The 18180-nt window shown below is 60.7% G+C and carries 16 protein-coding genes and 1 pseudogene; 8 read left to right on the top strand and 9 right to left on the bottom strand.

Going from position 1 to position 18180, the window contains the following annotated elements:
- Nucleotides 1-32 precede the first annotated feature (32 nt).
- The 3 genes from ACIQY3_RS04875 to ACIQY3_RS04865 all read right to left on the bottom strand — a co-directional run bounded on the left by ACIQY3_RS04875 (nt 33) and on the right by ACIQY3_RS04865 (nt 3312).
- Nucleotides 33-959 carry a hydroxymethylglutaryl-CoA lyase gene (locus tag ACIQY3_RS04875; protein WP_403017787.1) on the bottom strand — a complete coding sequence of 309 codons (927 nt, stop codon included), beginning with the start codon at nt 957-959 and terminating at the stop codon, nt 33-35.
- Nucleotides 956-2149 (bottom strand): CaiB/BaiF CoA transferase family protein, encoded by a 1194-nt coding sequence (locus ACIQY3_RS04870; RefSeq protein WP_403017786.1) that lies wholly within the window; start codon nt 2147-2149, stop codon nt 956-958. Before ACIQY3_RS04870 ends, ACIQY3_RS04875 begins: the two co-directional genes overlap by 4 nt.
- Before the next feature lie 254 nt (nt 2150-2403).
- Nucleotides 2404-3312: a LysR family transcriptional regulator gene (locus ACIQY3_RS04865; RefSeq protein ID WP_403017785.1), complete on the bottom strand. Its 909-nt coding sequence runs from the start codon at nt 3310-3312 to the stop codon at nt 2404-2406.
- A gap of 206 nt (nt 3313-3518) precedes the next feature.
- Between ACIQY3_RS04865 and ACIQY3_RS04860 the strand changes: the two genes are divergently transcribed.
- Nucleotides 3519-4685 (top strand): multidrug effflux MFS transporter, encoded by a 1167-nt coding sequence (locus ACIQY3_RS04860; protein ID WP_403017784.1) that lies wholly within the window; start codon nt 3519-3521, stop codon nt 4683-4685.
- On the opposite strand, the gene yiaY is transcribed toward ACIQY3_RS04860, so the two are convergent.
- Nucleotides 4682-5830, bottom strand: coding sequence for an L-threonine dehydrogenase (gene yiaY, locus ACIQY3_RS04855; RefSeq protein WP_403017783.1), 1149 nt, complete (start codon nt 5828-5830; stop codon nt 4682-4684). The genes ACIQY3_RS04860 and yiaY overlap by 4 nt on opposite strands.
- A 158-nt stretch (nt 5831-5988) precedes the next feature.
- On the opposite strand from yiaY, the gene ACIQY3_RS04850 reads away from it, so the two are divergent.
- On the top strand, nt 5989-7008 hold the full coding sequence (locus ACIQY3_RS04850) for a DUF4917 family protein (RefSeq protein WP_403017781.1): 1020 nt from the start codon (nt 5989-5991) through the stop codon (nt 7006-7008).
- Between the two features lie 92 nt (nt 7009-7100).
- On the opposite strand, the gene ACIQY3_RS04845 is transcribed toward ACIQY3_RS04850, so the two are convergent.
- Nucleotides 7101-7643 (bottom strand): helix-turn-helix domain-containing protein, encoded by a 543-nt coding sequence (locus ACIQY3_RS04845; RefSeq protein ID WP_403017780.1) that lies wholly within the window; start codon nt 7641-7643, stop codon nt 7101-7103.
- Between the two features lie 159 nt (nt 7644-7802).
- On the opposite strand from ACIQY3_RS04845, the gene ACIQY3_RS04840 reads away from it, so the two are divergent.
- Entirely contained in the window at nt 7803-8585 is a 783-nt protein-coding gene (locus ACIQY3_RS04840) for an aldolase (RefSeq protein WP_403017779.1), read from the top strand.
- Nucleotides 8586-8614: 29 nt separating this feature from the next.
- Nucleotides 8615-9502, top strand: coding sequence for a dihydrodipicolinate synthase family protein (locus ACIQY3_RS04835; RefSeq protein ID WP_403017777.1), 888 nt, complete (start codon nt 8615-8617; stop codon nt 9500-9502).
- A 131-nt stretch (nt 9503-9633) separates the two neighbouring features.
- Here the strand turns inward: ACIQY3_RS04835 and ACIQY3_RS04830 are convergent, their stop codons facing one another.
- The gene (locus tag ACIQY3_RS04830) at nt 9634-9978 is read right to left on the bottom strand and encodes a YegP family protein (RefSeq protein ID WP_403017776.1); all 345 of its coding nucleotides are present in this window, start codon (nt 9976-9978) and stop codon (nt 9634-9636) included.
- Nucleotides 9979-10145: 167 nt separating this feature from the next.
- Here ACIQY3_RS04830 and ACIQY3_RS04825 point away from each other — a divergent pair, with 167 nt between their 5' ends.
- The 3 genes and pseudogenes from ACIQY3_RS04825 to ACIQY3_RS04815 all read left to right on the top strand — a co-directional run bounded on the left by ACIQY3_RS04825 (nt 10146) and on the right by ACIQY3_RS04815 (nt 14308).
- Complete coding sequence (locus ACIQY3_RS04825; protein WP_403017775.1) at nt 10146-10682, top strand: RNA polymerase sigma factor; 537 nt, start codon at nt 10146-10148, stop codon at nt 10680-10682.
- On the top strand, nt 10679-11626 hold the full coding sequence (locus ACIQY3_RS04820; protein WP_403017774.1) for a FecR family protein: 948 nt from the start codon (nt 10679-10681) through the stop codon (nt 11624-11626). Before ACIQY3_RS04825 ends, ACIQY3_RS04820 begins: the two co-directional genes overlap by 4 nt.
- A gap of 123 nt (nt 11627-11749) precedes the next feature.
- A pseudogene (locus tag ACIQY3_RS04815) lies at nt 11750-14308 on the top strand (TonB-dependent hemoglobin/transferrin/lactoferrin family receptor).
- Between the two features lie 114 nt (nt 14309-14422).
- Here ACIQY3_RS04815 and ACIQY3_RS04810 read toward each other — a convergent pair.
- On the bottom strand, nt 14423-14728 hold the full coding sequence (locus ACIQY3_RS04810) for a ribbon-helix-helix domain-containing protein (RefSeq protein WP_054046824.1): 306 nt from the start codon (nt 14726-14728) through the stop codon (nt 14423-14425).
- Nucleotides 14729-14742: 14 nt separating this feature from the next.
- Nucleotides 14743-15324, bottom strand: a complete 582-nt coding sequence (locus ACIQY3_RS04805) for a DJ-1/PfpI family protein (RefSeq protein ID WP_054046826.1) — start codon at nt 15322-15324, stop codon at nt 14743-14745.
- Between the two features lie 291 nt (nt 15325-15615).
- Here ACIQY3_RS04805 and ACIQY3_RS04800 point away from each other — a divergent pair, with 291 nt between their 5' ends.
- Complete coding sequence (locus ACIQY3_RS04800; protein WP_054046828.1) at nt 15616-16521, top strand: DMT family transporter; 906 nt, start codon at nt 15616-15618, stop codon at nt 16519-16521.
- A 74-nt stretch (nt 16522-16595) separates the two neighbouring features.
- Here the strand turns inward: ACIQY3_RS04800 and ACIQY3_RS04795 are convergent, their stop codons facing one another.
- Nucleotides 16596-17810 carry a class I SAM-dependent methyltransferase gene (locus ACIQY3_RS04795; protein ID WP_403017772.1) on the bottom strand — a complete coding sequence of 405 codons (1215 nt, stop codon included), beginning with the start codon at nt 17808-17810 and terminating at the stop codon, nt 16596-16598.
- Nucleotides 17811-18180: the final 370 nt, after the last annotated feature.

Genomic DNA, 18180 nt, shown 5'->3' with positions numbered 1-18180 from the left:
AGCCCGCTCCCACAATGGGTTATTCGGTGTGCTTAGGACGGGGTCGGATGCAAATCGCAATTGCGCCCGGCCTTGGCCAGTTGACCGGGGACTTCATGGCCCAGCAACGCCGGCAAGCCGCGGGACAGTTTCAGCAGCAACGGCAAATCGATGCCAGTGTGGATGCCGATCTCATCGCACAGGTTGACCAGGTCTTCGGTGCAGATATTGCCCGAGGCCCCCGGTGCAAACGGGCAACCGCCGAGCCCGCCCAGCGCCGCGTCGAAGCGTCGGGCACCGGCCTCGTAGGCAGCGAGGACGTTGCACAGGCCGAGGCCGCGGGTGTTGTGGAAATGCAGGGTCAGGTCTGCTGGCGCAACCCGTTGCAACACCCGGCGCACCAGTCGATCCACCTGCCGCGGATTGGCCATGCCAGTAGTGTCCGCCAGGGTGATGCCTTGAATGCCGAGTTCCTGATAGGCCTCGACAATCTGCAACACGCGATCCTCATCGATCTTGCCCTCGAAAGGGCAGCCGAACGTGGTGGCGATGCTGCCGTTGAGCCGTACCTGCGTGCCGCCGACGTAGTGAACAATCTCGCCGAACGCTGCCAACGAGTCTTCGCAACGCATGCGCATGTTGGCCATGTTGTGGGTCTGGCTGGCGGACATCACCAGGTTCAACTCATCAGCCTTTGTCGCCAGCGCTCGTTGCGCACCTTTGAGGTTGGGGATCAGCGCCACGTAGATGACGCTGGGTTGCCGGGTGATGCCCTTGAACACCAGCTCACCGTCGCGCAACGCCGGAATGGCCTTCGGCGAGACGAACGAACCGGCCTCGATGCGGCTGAACCCGGCCAGCGACAGTTGATCGATCAGCGCAATCTTGTCGGCGGTTTCCACCCAGGTCGGCTCGATCTGCAAACCGTCACGGGGCGAGACTTCCTGGACGATCAGCGTCTCGGAAAAGTCAGTGATCATTGCACCACCCCTTCGGCTTTCAGCCGTTCGATATCAGAGCCCGTCAGGCCCAGCCCGGCAAGGATGCCGTCGGTGTGCTGACCCAGTTGCGGCCCGGACCAGTTCACGCCGCCGGGGGTTTCGGAGAGTTTCGGCACGATGCCCGGCATTTTCACCGTGGCGCCACCGGGCAGTTCGGCGTTGAGCAGCATGTCTCGTGCCTGGTAGTGCGGATCGGCAACGATGTCGGCCACGGAATAGATGCGCCCGGCCGGGACTTCGGCGGTTTCCAGCGCCGACAGCACGTCGTTGATTGGCAGGCTGCTGGTCCAATGAGTGATGGCCGCGTCGAGCACATTGCTTTTCAACGCGCGCCCGTCGTTGTGGGCGAATTCCGGCGCGTCGGCCAGATCGCTGCGACCGATCACATTCATCAAACGCTTGTAGATCGGGTCGCTGTTGCCGGCGATCACCACGTAAGCACCATCAGCGGTGAGATACGTGTTGGACGGTGCGATGCCCGGCAACGCGCCGCCACTGCGTTCGCGGATATGGCCCTGCATGTCGTATTCCGGCACCAGGCTTTCCATCACGTTGAACACGCTTTCGGCCAGGGACACATCGACCACTTGCCCGCCGCCCTGCCCGGTCTTGACCCGCAGCAGCGACATCAGCGCGCCGATCACCGCGTGCAGGGATGCCAGGGAGTCGCCGAGGCTGACGCCAACCCGGGCCGGCGGCGAACCGGGGGTGCCGGTGGTGTAGCGAATCCCGCCCATGGCCTCGCCGATGGCGCCGAAACCCGGACGGTCGCGGTACGGGCCGGTCTGGCCATAACCGGAGATGCGCACCAGGGTCAGGTTGGGGTTGAGGGCGTGCAGTACGTCCCAGCCCAGGCCAAGTTTTTCCAAGGCACCGGGGCGCAGGTTTTCGATCAGCACGTCGGCGCTGCTCGCCAGTTGCTTGACCAGTTCAATGCCTTCAGGGGATTTCAGATTGAGCGCCAGAGACTTCTTGTTACGCGATTGCAGGTACCACCACAACGAGGTGCCCTCGTGCAGCTTGCGCCATTTGCGCAGGGGATCGCCCTGGCCCATGGCTTCGATCTTGATCACCTCGGCGCCGAACTCGGCCAGCATGCGCGCGGCAAACGGCGCGGCGATCAGCGTGCCGATCTCGATTACTTTGATTGCACTCAAGGGGGCAGTCATCGCGGGGTACCTCTTGTTCTTGGAATATGAGCCAAGGCTAGAGGACCGGGGGGTGGGGAATCCAACCTTCAGTTGGCAAGGGGTGTTCGTGAAACGCGAACGCTCTGGTCAGTTGTCGTCACCTTAAGTCCGCCTTCGCGAGCAAGCCCGCTCCCACAGGGGATCTGTTGCGTGCACAAAATTCATGTTCACTGAAGATCTAATGTGGGAGCGGGCTTGCTCGCGAAGGGGCCGGCCCATTCAACACACATTTGTCAGGACTCCCCGCGCAACTGCTCAAACAACATCCGACTCACCGGCGACAACCCCGCCTCATCCCGCACCACCAGAATCAACGCCCGATCCGACCAGTCGTCCGTCAACGGCACCGCGTGCAACCCCAGCGCCCGCCCAAACAATTCATAGGCTTTCTGCGGCAAGATCCCGATCCCCATGTTCGCCTGGACCATCCGGCACATCGCATCAAACCCCGGCACATGAATCCGCAACCGCAGCACCTTGCCCGCCTTGCGCGCCGCCGCATGGGTGCGCATGTTGATCGAACTGGCGGCATGCAAACCGACGTAATCACTACTCAGCGTGTCAGCAAACGCCAGGGTATCGCGGCCGGCCAACGGATGATCCGCCGGCATCAACACCACCAGTTTGTCCTGGCGATACAGCACGCTGTGCAAACCCTTGACGTCGCTGTCGCTGGAACAAATCCCCAGGTCCGCCACACCATCCAGCACCCCTTGAATCACCCCGCTGCTGGGCCGCTCTTCAAGGTCCGTCTTCACTTGCGGATGGCGCTCGGAAAAGTCCCGCAGGTCTTCCGGCAGGAACTGAATGATCGCCGACAGATTGGCCAGCATCCGCACATAACCGCGAATCCCGTGACTGTGCTCGCCCAGTTCCAGACCCATTTTCTCGACGTTAAACAGCATCTGCCGGGCATGGTGCAGCAAGGTTTCCCCGGCCGCCGTCAGGGTCATGCCTTTGGCCTGGCGCACGAACAGACTGATCCCGAACGCTTCCTCCAACTCCATCAAACGCTTGCTGGCCGCCGACACGGCGATGGCTTCACGGGTCGCGGCACGGGTCAGCGTGCCCTCTTCGTGGACGGCGACGAACAATTGGAGGGTGATCAGGTCGAGGCGGCGGATCAGGCTTTTTTGCAGCATGGTGGGCTCGATGGCGTGGGTTCGGCTGAATCGGCAGGATAGCCCGGTTTGCGTCGGGCCAGGCAAATCGAACATACAGTGCATTGCCCTACAGGGATCGGCGATTAAACGTTCAACGTTACCGGACATGGACTATTCGTCGGTGCGGGGCTGGCTCGGTATAGTCACGACGCAATCAAAACGACCGACTCGAAAAAGAGCCCTCCATGAAGAGCAGCACCACCCTCCTCGTCACCTGCAACACGGTGTTTCTCGCGCAACTGGGCATGAGCATTTACCTGCCGGCGCTGCCGGAGATTGCCCGGCATTTGTCCCCCGAGGCGTCGCAGGTGTCCTGGGGGTTGGCGGTGTACCTGATCGGCATGGCGTTGCCGATGTTGTTCTGGGGCAGTCTTGGCCAGCGCATTGGGCGTAAACCGGTGTTGCTTGCGGCGTTGGGGATCTATGGATTGGGCAACCTGGCCTTGCCCTTGAGTCAGACGCTGGAGTCATTCCTGTGCTTTAGACTGATTCAGGGCATTGGCGCCAGCGGGATTTCGGTGATGGCCCGAGTGTTGATCCGCGACAGTTTTCGCGGCGACCTGCTAGCCAAGGCGTTGTCCTGGATTTCGATTTCCTTCGTGGTGGCGCTGGGGATCGGCCAGTACCTGGGATCGATCATTCAAGTGGCGCTGGGTTGGCCGGCGATCTTTTATCTGTTGGGAGCGGTCAGCCTGACGATGGCGATGATCGTGGCGCGGGTCACGTTCCCGGTGCTGAACGAAGAGAATGCGCAGTCATCCGCCTGGCCAAGCTACTGGCGCATTTTGCGGCACCGCGCTTTCCTGCTGCCGGCCCTCGCTGGCGGCCTCGGCTACGGGGTGATCATCGCGTTCAACACTGCGGCGCCTTTAATCCTGCAAGGACCGTTCAACTGGTCCGCCGTGGAATACGGATTGTTGGGTTGGCCGATCAGCGTGGCGTATTTTCTCGGGGCGTTGGGGGTCAATCGCTTCGTGTTGCGCACCGGTCAGCATTGGCTGATGACGCTGGGTGTAGGGTTGGTATTGGCGGGCAGCGGGGTGATGTTGCTGGGGAGTCTGGCGGGGACGTCGGTGGCGTTGCTGTTCTGGCTGCCCTACTGCTTTGCGGTGCTCGGCCAGTCATTGAATTATCCGATCAGCCTGTCATTGGCCAACGACGGTTCACCGGTCGGCGGCGCCTACGCGATGGCGCTGAGCGGTTTCATTCACCAGTTGATGGCCGCCGTCATTGGCGGCATCGCCAGCCTGATCGCCAGTCAGCAGGCGTGGCCATTGTCGTTGTTGTGCACCTTGCTGGCCGTGGGCGCGATACTCTGCGTGAGGTTCGCGCCCGGCCGAAAAACGGTTTAGAACGCGCTGCGGAAAATCTCCTCGATCTGGCGCTGATCCGCCGCGCGCGGGTTGGTCAGGCCACACGCATCTTTCAGGGCATTGGTGGCGAGGATCGGGATGTCGTTGAGCTTGGCGCCGAGGTCACGCAGGCCGCCGGGGATTTCCACGTCCCTGGCCAGGCTGCGAATCGCCGCAATGGCTGCTTGCGCGCCTTCTTCCGGGCTGAAGCCGCGAATATCGGCGCCCATGGCGTGGGCCACGTCGGTGAGGCGATCGGCGCACACCAGTGCGTTGAAACTTTGTACGTGGGGCAGCAAAACCGCATTACAGACACCGTGGGGCAAGTCGTAGAAACCGCCCAATTGGTGAGCCATGGCGTGCACGTAGCCAAGAGAGGCGTTGTTGAACGCCATGCCGGCGAGGAATTGCGCGTAGGCCATGTTTTCCCGGGCGGCCATGTCGCTGCCGTCGCGCACGGCCAGGCGCAGGTTGTTGCTGATCAGGGTGATGGCTTTCAGCGCGCAGGCGTCGGTGATCGGGTTGGCGGCGGTGGAGACGTAGGCTTCGATGGCGTGGGTCAGTGCGTCCATGCCGGTGGCGGCGGTCAGGCCCTTGGGCATGGCGACCATCAACGCCGGGTCGTTGACCGACAGCAGCGGCGTGACGTTGCGGTCGACGATGGCCATTTTCACGTGGCGCGATTCGTCGGTGATGATGCAGAAACGGGTCATCTCACTGGCGGTGCCGGCGGTGGTGTTGATGGCGATCAGCGGCAGTTGCGGTTTCTCGGATTGATCGACGCCTTCGTAGTCGCCGATCTGCCCGCCGTTGGTCGCGCACAGGGCGATGCCTTTGGCGCAGTCGTGGGGCGAACCGCCGCCCAAAGACACCACGAAATCACAGTGACTTTCCTTGAGCAGGCCCAGGCCGCGCTCGACGTTGGCGATGCTAGGGTTCGGTTTGGCGCCGTCGAAAATCACCGAGTCGATGTCCTGCATCGCCAGTTTCTCGGCGATCATCGCCGCCACGCCGGCCTTGGCCAGTCCGGCGTCGGTGACGATCAATGCCTTGCGAAAACCGTACTTGCGAATGGCGTCCATGGCTTCGTCGAGGCAACCGTTGCCCATGATGTTCACGGCGGGGATGAAAAACGTGCTGCTCATGAGCGAATCTCCTGGCGGGGGGCGAATCGACATCGCCGATTCAGCGGATGAGCACAGGATCGACCCATCAGTCACGGCGCATGTTGATCTGGCTCAACCCCCGGTCGTGATAAAGTCGCCGCCCATCAGACCTTTCGCTTTTTGAGACGACCAACGCAATGACCGATTTCCAGGATGTTGATGCCCAACTTGAAGACTGGAACGCCTTGCGCACCACCGCTTCGTTCAGCGGCCTGCTGCTGGGCAACGGCGCCAGTCGTGCGGTGTGGGACGATTTCGGCTACGACTCGCTGTTTGAAAATGCGCGCACCGTTGAAGAAAAGCCCCTGAGCCAATCCGAGCTGAGCGTGTTCGATGCGATGCAAACCCGCAGTTTCGAGCAGGTCCTCGGCGCACTGAAAATCACCAGCCGCGTCAACAAAGCCCTGGCCGTCAGCTCTGCCGCGCCGCGCAATCGCTACTACGCGATCAAGGAAGCGCTGATCAACACCGTGCACGCGGTGCATATCCCGTGGCGGTTGGTGGTGCCTTCGACGTTGGCGACGATCAACCGGGAACTGGCCAGTTATGGGACGGTGTTCACCACCAATTACGATTTGCTCGGCAACTGGGCGATCCAGCACCAGCCTGAGGCAATCACCGACCTGTTCCACGGCACCGAGCCAAGTTTCGACTTGAGCGCCAGCGCGACCGACAAGCCGCGTTTGCTGTACTTGCACGGCGGCCTGCACCTGGTGCGCAATCAGGACGGCACGGCGCGCAAGTTGATGTCGACCGAAGGCACATTGCTCGGCAGTTTTGCGATCAACAACACCATCAAGACGCTGGACGACGTGCCGTTGTTTGTTAACGAAGGCCCGGCCCAGGACAAGCTCAAGACCATTCGCAGCTCGGATTATTTGTCGTTTTGCTATGACCAGTTATTGGGGCATGCAGAGGGTTTGTGCATCTTCGGGCATGCGTTGGGCGAGCAGGACAGCCACATCATCCATGCGTTGCGCCAGGCTAAGCCGAAGGTGGTGGCGGTGTCGATTTACCCGCGCAGCAAGGCGTTTATCCAGCATCAGAAGCGGCATTACGCGAAGGTGTTTGAGGGGACGGGGGTTGAGTTGCGGTTCTTTGATTCCAAGACTCATGGGCTTGGTAGTCCGAAGCTGACGGTTCCAGTCGAGGTTTAGCGGCGCCACTTTCGCGAGCAGGCTCGCTCCCACAGGGGAATGCATTCCAATGTGGGAGCGAGCCTGCTCGCGAAGGCGTCAGCTCAGTCAACTCATTCTTCGCTGCTATGCACCACCACCAGCAACTGCGCCTGAACCTCCCCCACTGATCGGATCCGGTGCGGTTTCTGCGCATTGAAATGCAGCGCATCCCCGCGATTGAGCAGCACCCGCTCATTCATGAAGTCCACTTCCACCTGCCCTTCGTGGACGAACAGAAACTCTTCCCCCAAGTGTTCCTTGAAGGTCTTGTCGGTGAATTCGCTCGGCGGGTAGATGATGAACGGCAACAGGCTGCGTTCACTGACCTGATGGGCCAGCACCGCGTAACCGGGGCTATGGTCGTTGGCGGCCAGGGACTGGCGTTCGTCGCTGCGCACCAGGCTGTAGCTGTCGAGGCTGATGTTGTCTTCGGAGAACAACTCCTCGACCTTCACGTTCAACGCCTTGGCCAGTTTCAGCGCAGCCGCGATCGACGGGGTGTTCAGCCCGCGCTCGACTTTCGACAGATAACTCTTGGTCATGCCGGACTTTTCGGCCAGGGCCTCCAAGGTCACGCCAAGTTTTTTCCTGAGTAATTTCAAACGGATAGACATGCGAAGCGATTAATCCATCAAGGAGCCGATGATTTGTGCTTGCCAATGACACAAAGTGTCATATAGCCTCTTTAGTGTCATTTGCACTCACCCACAACCTTGCAAGCAACGGGTAAACCGCAAACCCGACGTCCGTTGAACCAGCCAAAGGACACCGATATGGCCAAGACCTTAGCACTCCCCAAAGACCAACTGGTCAAGCAAGCGCTGATCCAGATGCAAAACACCCTCGCGGATAATACGTGGACCGACCGGCAAAAGCTGGCCCTGACCTGCCGCATCCTGTTCGAGAATGGTCACGACTCCGGCCTGGCCGGGCAAATTACCGCTCGCGGCCCGCAGCCAGGCACTTATTACACTCAGCAACTGGGCCTGGGTTTCGATGAAATCACCGCCGGCAATCTGCTGCTGGTCAACGAAGACCTGGACGTCCTCGAAGGCCACGGCATGCCGAACCCGGCCAACCGTTTCCACAGTTGGGTGTACCGCGCCAGGCCGGATGTGAACTGCATCATTCATACGCATCCGACCCATGTGGCCGCGTTGTCGATGCTTGAAGTGCCGTTGCAGGTTTCGCACATGGACCTGTGCCCGCTCTACGAAGACTGCGCATTTCTTGAAGCCTGGCCCGGTGTACCGGTGGGCAATGAAGAAGGCGACATCATCGCCGGCGCGCTCGGCGACAAACGCGCGATCCTGCTTTCCCACCACGGCCAGTTGTCCACCGGCGCGAGCATCGAGGAAGCCTGCGTGATTGCGCAACTGATCGAACGCGCGGCGAAGTTGCAACTGTTGGCCATGAGCGCCGGGACGATCAAACCGATCCTGCCGGAACTAGGCCGCGAAGCCCATGACTGGATTTCCAAACCGAAACGCCACGCCGCCGCCTTCAATTACTACGCTCGGCAGAACCTGCGCCAACACGCCGATTGCCTGAACTGATCTCATTCATTTTCAAAAGGAACGACCCCATGTCGAATCCCACCATTCACGGCATCATCGGCTACACCATCACCCCGTTCACCGCCAATGGCGAAGGCGTCGATCTGGAGGCGCTCGGGCATTCCATCGATCGCTTGATCGACAGCGGCGTCCACGCCATCGCGCCGCTGGGCAGCACCGGCGAAGGCGCTTACCTGAGCGACGCGGAGTGGGATCAGGTCAGCGAATTCAGTATCCAGCACGTCGCGAAACGCGTGCCGACCGTCGTCAGCGTGTCCGACCTGACCACCGCCAAAGCCGTGCGCCGCGCACGTTTCGCCGAAGCCCATGGCGCCGATGTGGTGATGGTGCTGCCGGCGTCCTACTGGAAACTCAGCGAAGCGGAAATCCTCGCCCACTACCGCGCGATCGGCGAGAGCATCGGCGTGCCGATCATGCTTTACAACAACCCGGCCACCAGCGGCACGGACATGTCGGTGGAATTGATCCTGCGGATTTTCAACGCCGTGGAAAACGTCACGATGGTCAAGGAAAGCACCGGCGACATTCAACGCATGCACAAACTGCAACTGCTCGGCGAGGGCCAGGTGCCGTTCTACAACGGCTGCAATCCTCTCGCGCTGGAAGCATTTGCCGCCGGGGCGAAAGGCTGGTGCACCGCAGCGCCGAACCTGATCCCGCAGCTCAATCTGGATTTGTACGCAGCGGTGTTGGCCAATGATTTGGGCAAGGCGCGGGAGTTGTTCTATCGCCAGTTGCCGTTGCTGGACTTCATCCTCAAGGGAGGCTTGCCGGCGACGATCAAGGCTGGCTTGCGCATGACCGGGCTGGAAGTGGGTGATCCACGGGTGCCGGTGTTTCCGTTGAGCGAGGCGGGTTGCGGGCAGCTTCAGGGATTGTTGAAAGCACTGCGCTGATTTCAATACATACATAGAACCAATGTGGGAGCGAGCCTGCTCGCGAAAGCAATCTGACATTCAGCATATTTGTCGAATGTTAAGCAGCCTTCGCGAGCAGGCTCGCTCCCACAGAGGATTTGTGTTGGGATTCAAAGCACCGGCAACGTCTTGTCCTTGATCACCGTCGTCGGCCCGTTCGCCTTCACGCTGGCGATGCCCTTCTCCCGCGCAGTGTCCGAGGAATACGCCTCGCTGCTGCCGATGATTTCGTGATTACCGGCCTTGAGGTTGAAGTAAGGATGACCATCCTTGGTGGTCTTTTTTTCGTAGCGTTCATCCTGCGGACTGTTTTTCTGCACCGCGGCAATGCCGCCCTCGGCGGCGGCGCGGGTGGTGTAGTGCTCGCTATTCAGAATGGTTTCGGCATTGGCCGCTTTCAGCACAAAGCGAAACTGCCCGGTGCTGGTTTTGCTCAATTCATACCATCCAGACATGGTGCTTCTCCTGTCGATTGATCCCGCCAAAGTTGCCTGACAGTAAAGACCCTCCACACGGTTTAGCCACTTCTTGAGAATAGTCCTTACGTGCCAGAAGACAAATAGCAATAATTCTCGATATCATTCGCGACTTTCCGCGCCGTGCTTCGTCAAGAAGGATATCCATGCCCCGCCTCTCGCCCGACCCGCTGTCGGCTGATTCCTTTCGCCGGTTCTACGGGGACATCCTGCATTACCTGCGCAAACGCACGGATAATCCCAGCGACGCGGCGGACATGACCCAGGACGTGTTCACCCAATGGCTCGACTACGGCGACCGCGCCAAAGTCGAACAGCCGCGGGCGTTTCTATTCCAGATGGCACGCAACCTGCTGCGTGATCATTGGCGTCGGCAGAAGGTGCGGCACATTGTGCAACCCCACCATGAGGCGGACCCGGAGCCCGTCACCGACGACCAACACGACCCGTTAGCCGGTGCGCAACGCCTGCAACGTCTGGAGCATCTCAAAAGTGTTCTCGCCGAACTCTCGCCGCGCCGCCGAGAAGCCCTTATGCTGCACCGCTTTGAAGGCCTGAGTCAGGCACAGATTGCCGAGCGCATGGGCATTTCCCTGAGCATGGTGGAAAAACACATCGCCTTCGCCCTGTTGCATTGCAAGCAACGCCTGGACCAAGAGAACGGCACGGAGCAGCCAGAATGAACCGCGACATTGATCGGCCGGATGACGGCATCGACGCCCAGGCCGCGAGTTGGTTTGTGCGCAATCGCCAGGAAGACGGCAGCGCCGACTGCCAGGCCTTCGAGTTGTGGATGTGCGTGCCCGAACAGGCCAAGGCTTATCGGGCGTTCGAAGAGTTGTGGGCCGACCTCGCTGAACTGCAGCAACAGAACAAACCGGTGCCGCTCGTTGTGAAGCGCAAACCGAACGTCTGGCGCCCGGCCCTGGCCATTGCGGCGGCGCTGGTCTGCGCGGTGCTGGCGTTCAACCTCGGCACGCCCCATGGCGTCTACCAGCAACAGATTGCGGCCCAGGCCAAAGGCGCGCGCACCTTCAATCTGCCCGATGGCAGCACCTTATCGGTCAACGCCAACACCCGGCTGCGCATCGCGTTCGACGGCCAGCAGCGACAGATTTACCTCGATCAGGGCCAGTTCTACCTCGAAGTGGCGCCGGACAAAGAACGCCCCCTGTGGGTGCATACCGGCAAATCCACGGTGCGGGTGGTCGGCACCGGTTTTGACGTGCGGCGCACCGACAAGCAAGTGGTGGTGACCGTCGCCCACGGCCAGGTCGCGTTTACCCCGGACAGCGCCACGCCAACCCTGCTCGGCGCGCAACAGCAGGCTTCGTTCGACCTGGCCAGCGGCACCCTGCAACAGCAGACCCTGACTGACGGACAAGTGGCGGACTGGCGCAGCGGCCACTTGTCGTTTCGCAATCGCGAACTAGCCAGCCTGATCGACGAATTGAACCTCTATCGTGCGCGCCCGGTGCTGTTGGCGGAGGGAAAACTGGGGCGTTTCAAAGTTTCCGGCAACCTCGACGTGAATGATCCCGATGCGTTGCTTAATGCGCTCCCGGCGCTGCTCCCGGTGAAAACCGTCGCCCTCACCGACGGCCAGATACGGATCGAGGCGCGCTGAAAAAACCTCACATGAGAATATTTTGCATTCGCATGTGAGGTTTTTTTTGCCTGCCGCGTCTTCCTCCGGTCTGCGTTGTGTACGCAGGCCTTTTTGGCCTTTTTCGCCGCCCTGGGGGATTCAATGTTTCGCGCGTCTTCGACTTATCCGCTCGCCTGCCTTCGCCCGACCCTGCTCGCCGCCTGCCTGACGCTGAGCCTGCAAGCCCACGCCGAGTCCATCAATCTGCACTTGCCGGCGCAGTCGCTGGCCACGTCGTTGAGCCAGATTGCCCGGCAGGCAAACATCCAGTTGCTGTTCGACGAAGCACAATTGCGCAACCTCAAGGCCCCGGCGATTGATGGCGATTACAGCGCCGAAGCGGCGATCCGCCAGTTGCTCGACAACAGTCAATTCGGCCTGATCAAGATCAACCAGACCTACGTCGTGCGTCCCGAAGAACCGGTGACCAGCAGCAGCGACGGCATCCAGCTCGACGCCTTGAGCGTGATCGGCAGCGGCACCGAAGTGGACTCCAGCACTGTCGGTCGTTCGACCCTGACCCAGGCCGACATCGACCGCCACCAACCGAGCAACATCCCCAGCCTGCTGGCGACCCTGCCCGGCGTGAGCATGGGCGGCTCGATGAAACCCGGCGGCCAGACCATCAACATTTGGGGCCTGGGCGACGCCGAAGACGTGCCGCTGACCGTGGACGGCGCGACCAAAAGCGGTTTCGAGCGGTATCAGCAAGGCACGATTTTCATCGAGCCGGAGCTGATCAAACGCATCGAAGTGGAAAAAGGCCCGCATTCGATGCTCACCGGCAACGGCGGTTTCGGCGGCACCGTGCACATGGAAACCAAGGACGCCCCGGACCTGTTGCAAGAGGGTCGCAACAGCGGCGCCATGATCAAATACGGCTACGCCAGCAACGACCATCAACAGACTTACAGCGGCGCGGTGTTCGGCCGTACCGACGACGGTCGCGCCGATGCGCTGGTGTACCTGACCAAGCGCGATGGCGACGACATGAAACTCGCCGGCACCCCGCCTGATCCGGACCACAGCTACCCGATCAATCCCCAGCGCCTGCCCAACAGCGCCCAGGATCTGGACGGCCAGTTGCTCAAATTCAACCTGCACCTGAATGATGAACACAGCGTCGGCCTGTCGTACTCGCGCTCCCAAAGCGAGCGCTGGACGCCCTTCTCGTCCGCTAGCTATCCGACGCCGCCGAGCAAGGACAACATCAAGCAATACGGCTACGAAAATGCCTTGCGGCGCTTTCTGGCCAACCGCGAAACCGTCGATACCACCTGGTCGACCAAGTACCAGTACCAGCCGCTGGACAACCGCTTGATCGACTTCAAGCTCAGCTACTCGGAGTCCAACACCGACCAGACCGACGAACGCGATGCCACGGCGTTTTTCCAGACGTCTACCGGCGGGCGCAAGATGGACACCGCCTATAAGGACCGGATTGTCGAGGCGAGCAACATCAGCCTGTTCGATACCGGCGTCCTGGCGCACGCGGTGACCAGCGGCATCCAGATCCGCAAGCACAGCCGCGACACCGAGATGTGGATGCCGGGCAAAACCTACGACGTGCCGAAGTACAACTACGGCGATTTCCAGCCGAGCTTCATGCCCCAGGGCAAAGTCGACACCAACAGCGCCTACCTGCAAGACGCGATCACGTTGGGCGACTTCACCCTCACGCCGTCCGTGCGCTACGACCATGTGCGCAACCGTGGCGAGGCCAACGACGCGCCGTATTACAACAACCCGGACCCGGCGATCGGCCACGATTACAGCGACCGCACCTACACCGGTTGGTCGCCACGACTGTCGGCGTTCTGGCGGGTCACGCCGGACGTCGGGTTCTTCGTCGACTACAGCAAAACCTAGCGCGCGCCGGTGATCGACGAGCAGTACGAAGTCCAGGGCCTCGGCAGCCGCACCGCCACCAGCGTCGACCTCGACCCGGAACGCATCACCGGGTGGCGCGCCGGTAACATCAGCAACTTTGCCAACGTGTTCCAGGACCACGACAACGTGCAAATCCGCACCACGTTGTTCCGCAACAAGATTGACGACGAGATTTTCAAGGCCACCGGCGTCGGTTGCGAAAACCAGTCGATCAAGGGCGGCACTATCGCCTCCGACTGCAAGGGCTCAGGCCCGATGGGCAACTACCGCAACATCGGCGGGTTGACCATCAAGGGCTTCGAAGTGGAAAGTTTCTACGACTCCACGTACCTGTTCGGCTCGCTGTCCTACTCGTGGATGACCGGCAAACACGAAGGCGCCTACACCAACCCGTGGGGCCCGGACGTTTGGGCCCGCGACGTACCGCCGCCGAAATGGATCGCCGTATTGGGCGTGAAGATTCCGAGTTGGGATGCGCAGGTCGGTTGGCAGGGTGAGTTTGTGCGCAAGACGGACCGGTTGCCGAGTGACAACTATGGTTCGGGCAAAAACACCGTGGGTGATGTGTTTTATGACCAGTACGCCAACGATCGCTACAACGTGCAGGGGTTGTTTGCGAATTGGAAACCGCAGCAGGCTTATCTGAAGGGGACTGAGGTGAATCTGACGGTGGATAACTTGTTCAATGAAGATTATCGACCGGCGTTGAGTGGGGATCGGGCGTATAGCCAGGGGCGCAATGCCAAGGTGAGTGTGACGCGGTTCTTCTGATCCGGGATTTGTATTGGCCTATCGGGCCCCTTCGCGAGCAGGCTCGCTCCCACAGGTGGAAAGCATTCCAATGTGGGAGCGAGCCTGCTCGCGAAAGGGTCGATGCGGTTCCGTTTATTTCACCGCTGTGCGCACCACCGACAACTCCGGCGCAACCACCCGCCGCTGACTCAAATACCGCATACAACTCACCCGCAGGAACGAAGCGAAATTCACCACTTCCCCGCGGTAGTCCATCACCTCTTCATACAGCTTGGCGATCAACTGGTTGGTGGTCATGCCGTCGACTTCGGCGATTTCGCTGAGGATGTCCCAGAACTGATTTTCCAGCCGCAGGGTGGTGACCACCCCGCAGATGCGCAGCGAGCGGGAGCGCGATTCGTAAAGGATCGGATCGGCTTTGACGTAGAGCTCGCACATGGAAACGTCCCTCGTTACAGCGTGATTTTGGTGCCCAGCAAGCCGAGGAAACCGGCGAGCCAGCTCGGATGCGCCGGCCAGGCGGGAGCAGTGGCCAGATTGCCTTGAACGTGGCCTTCCGTCACCGGGATATCGATGAACGTACCGCCAGCCAGGCGAACTTCCGGCGCGCAGGCCGGGTAGGCGCTGCACTCGCGACCTTCAAGAATCCCCGCCGCAGCGAGCAATTGCGCCCCGTGGCACACGGCGGCGATCGGCTTGCCGGCCTTGTCGAAATCTCGTACCAGTTCCAGGACTTTTTCGTTCAGGCGCAGGTACTCCGGTGCACGACCGCCCGGCACCAGCAGCGCGTCGTAATCGGCGGCTTTCACCTTGGCGAAGTCGAAGTTCAGGGCAAACAGGTGACCGGGTTTTTCGCTGTAGGTCTGGTCGCCTTCGAAGTCATGGATCGCGGTGCGCACGGTCTGGCCGGCGGATTTGTCCGGGCACACAGCGTGCACGGTGTGCCCGACCATCAGCAGCGCCTGGAACGGCACCATCACTTCGTAGTCTTCGACGTAATCGCCGACCAGCATCAGAATTTTCTTGGCAGCCATGGGGAGGACTCCTCTGGGAATACGTGGGCGTGCAGGAGTAATCAAGGTAGTCCTTATCCGCAGGGTCGGGTAATAACCAGCTACTACGGCGATATCGTTCTTCGCGAGCAAGCCCGCTCCCACAGTTGACCGTATTCCCATGGGCAACTCGGTCAACTGTGGGAGCGGGCTTGCTCGCGAAGGCGTCCTCAAACTGTACGGATAACTCTGCGCCTAGCTGTAACAGAGGCAAACCCAATGTTTATGGCTAGATGAACACTCTTCCCGCCACCCTCGACTCTGGTTGCCCTCATGTCCTCGCGCGAAAACACCGGCATGGCCCTCGGCCTGCTTGGCGTCGTCATCTTCAGCCTCACCCTGCCCTTCACACGGATCGTCGTGCAGGAAATCCATCCGCTGCTCAACGGTCTGGGCCGTGCGCTGTTTGCGGCGGTGCCGGCGGCGTTGTTGTTGCTATGGCGACGGGAGAAGTGGCCGACCTGGAAACAGGTCAAGGGGCTGACGCTGGTGATCGCCGGGGTGATTCTCGGTTTCCCGGTGTTGTCGGCGTGGGCGATGCAAACGTTGCCGGCGTCCCACGGCGCACTGGTCAACGGCCTGCAACCGCTGTGCGTGGCGCTGTACGCCGCGTGGTTATCCCATGAACGTCCATCGAAAGCCTTCTGGGCCTGCGCCGCGCTGGGCAGTGCGTTGGTGCTCGGGTATGCGCTGATCAGCGGTGCCGGGAGTATTCAGGCCGGTGATTTGCTGATGCTCGGGGCGATTGCCGTGGGTGGCCTGGGTTACGCCGAGGGCGGCCGGTTGGCCAAGGAAATGGGCGGCTGGCAGGTGATCTGCTGGGCGCTGGTGCTGTCGACGCCGCTGCTGATCGGCCCGGTAACGTACCTGGCGTTGCAGCATCAGGGCGAGATTTCGGCCAAGACCTGGTGGGCGTTTGGCTACGTCTCGCTGTTTTCGCAGTTCATCGGTTTCTTTGCCTGGTACGCCGGATTGGCGATGGGCGGGATTGCGCGGGTCAGTCAGATTCAGTTGCTGCAGATCTTCTTCACGATTGCATTTTCGGCGCTGTTCTTCGGCGAACACATCGAGCCGATTACCTGGCTGTTTGCGGCTGGGGTAATCGTGACGGTGATGTTGGGCCGCAAGACCGCCATAAAACCCAATGTGGGAGCGGGCTTGCTCGCGAAGGCGGACTGACAGTCAACGAAGATGTTGAATGTGATGGCCCCTTCGCGAGCAAGTCGAATCGTCGCACCGCCGCTCCCACAGGTTCAGAGTAGGCCGTCAGCCCGCAGCAAGGTTTCCAGGCAATGCTCGGTGATCTGATAGAAATCCTTCAATTCCTGAATCTTCACCAACAACTGCGCCGGGTCCACCGGCTCGGCGCGTTTGACCGCCAGGATCATCTTGTTCTTGTTGGTGTGGTCCAGTGAGATGAACTCGAACACCTTGGTCTCGTAGCTGCAGGCCTCAAGGAACAACGCGCGCAGGCTGTCGGTGACCATTTCCGCCTGCTGGCCCAGGTGCAAACCGTATTGCAGCATCGGCTTGAGCAGCGCCGGGCTCTGGATTTGCAGGCGGATCTGTTTGTGGCAGCACGGCGAGCACATGATGATCGATGCGCCGGAGCGAATACCGGTGTGGATCGCGTAGTCGGTGGCGATGTCGCAGGCATGCAGCGCGATCATCACGTCCAGTTCGCTCGGTGCCACGCTGCGCACGTCGCCGCATTTGAACACCAGCCCCGGGTGTTCCAGCGTCGCCGCTGCGGCGTTGCACAGGTTGACCATCTCTTCACGCAGCTCGACGCCGGTGACTTCACCTTCAGCGTTCAAGGTGTTGCGCAGGTAGTCGTGGATCGCGAACGTCAGGTAACCCTTGCCCGATCCGAAATCCGCCACCCGCACCGGTTTGTCCAGCGCCAGCGGCGAGGTGGTCAGCGCGTGGCTGAACACTTCGATGAACTTGTTGATCTGCTTCCACTTGCGCGACATCGCCGGGATCAGTTCGTGCTTGCTGTTGGTCACACCCAGGTCGGCGAGGAACGGCCGGTTCAGGTCGAGGAAACGGTTTTTCTCGCGGTTATGCTCGGCGGACGGCACTTCGCGCAATTGCTGGGGTTTGCTCTTGAACAGCGAAGATTTGCCCTTTTTGCTGTATTCGAGCTGGGCTTCGTCGGTCAGGGACAGTAAATGCGCATTTTTGAACGACTCGGGCAACAGCGCGGCGATGGTCGCCACGCCTTCGGCCAGCGGGAAATTCTTGGTGATGTCGCGGGTCTTGTAGCGGTAGACGAAGGACAGGCAAGGCTGATCCTTGACCGTGAGTTGCTTGATGATCAGCCGCTGCAAATCCACTTCGGCGCCGACGTACTTGGCCAGCACCAGTTTGATGAAGGCGTTGGCGTCGAGGCTGGTTTGCAGCAGATCGATGAACTGGGCGTGGTGATCCGGCGCGAGGCTGGCGGGAGTGGCGGTGACAGACATGGGCAAAACGGCCTCGGGCGGTGCAAATCGGGGAATGGCGGGTATTTTAGGGGGGATACGGGTTTGGGACACGCTGTTATTTACCGAACGGTTTGAAAACCACCCCTCACCCCAACCCTCTCCCCAAAGGGGAGAGAGGGAAAGGGAGCCGACTGGGGGCATTTCAAATCCTGAGTTCGACACCGGTTTTTCAGGTCGATGTAGCTCGAAAGAACAAATCGGTCGGCTCCCTCTCCTCAGAGGGGAGAGGGGGAAAGGGAGCCGATCGGGGGCTTTTCAAATCCTGAGTTCGACACCGGTTTTTCAGGTCGATGTAGCTCGAAAGAACAAATCGGTCGGCTCCCTCTCCTCAGAGGGGAGAGGGGGAAAG

This window comes from Pseudomonas sp. NPDC096950 (assembly GCF_044762525.1).
Lineage (GTDB): Bacteria > Pseudomonadota > Gammaproteobacteria > Pseudomonadales > Pseudomonadaceae > Aquipseudomonas.
Note: the sequence above shows the minus strand (reverse complement) of the source record. Positions and strands in the feature narration are given on the sequence as shown.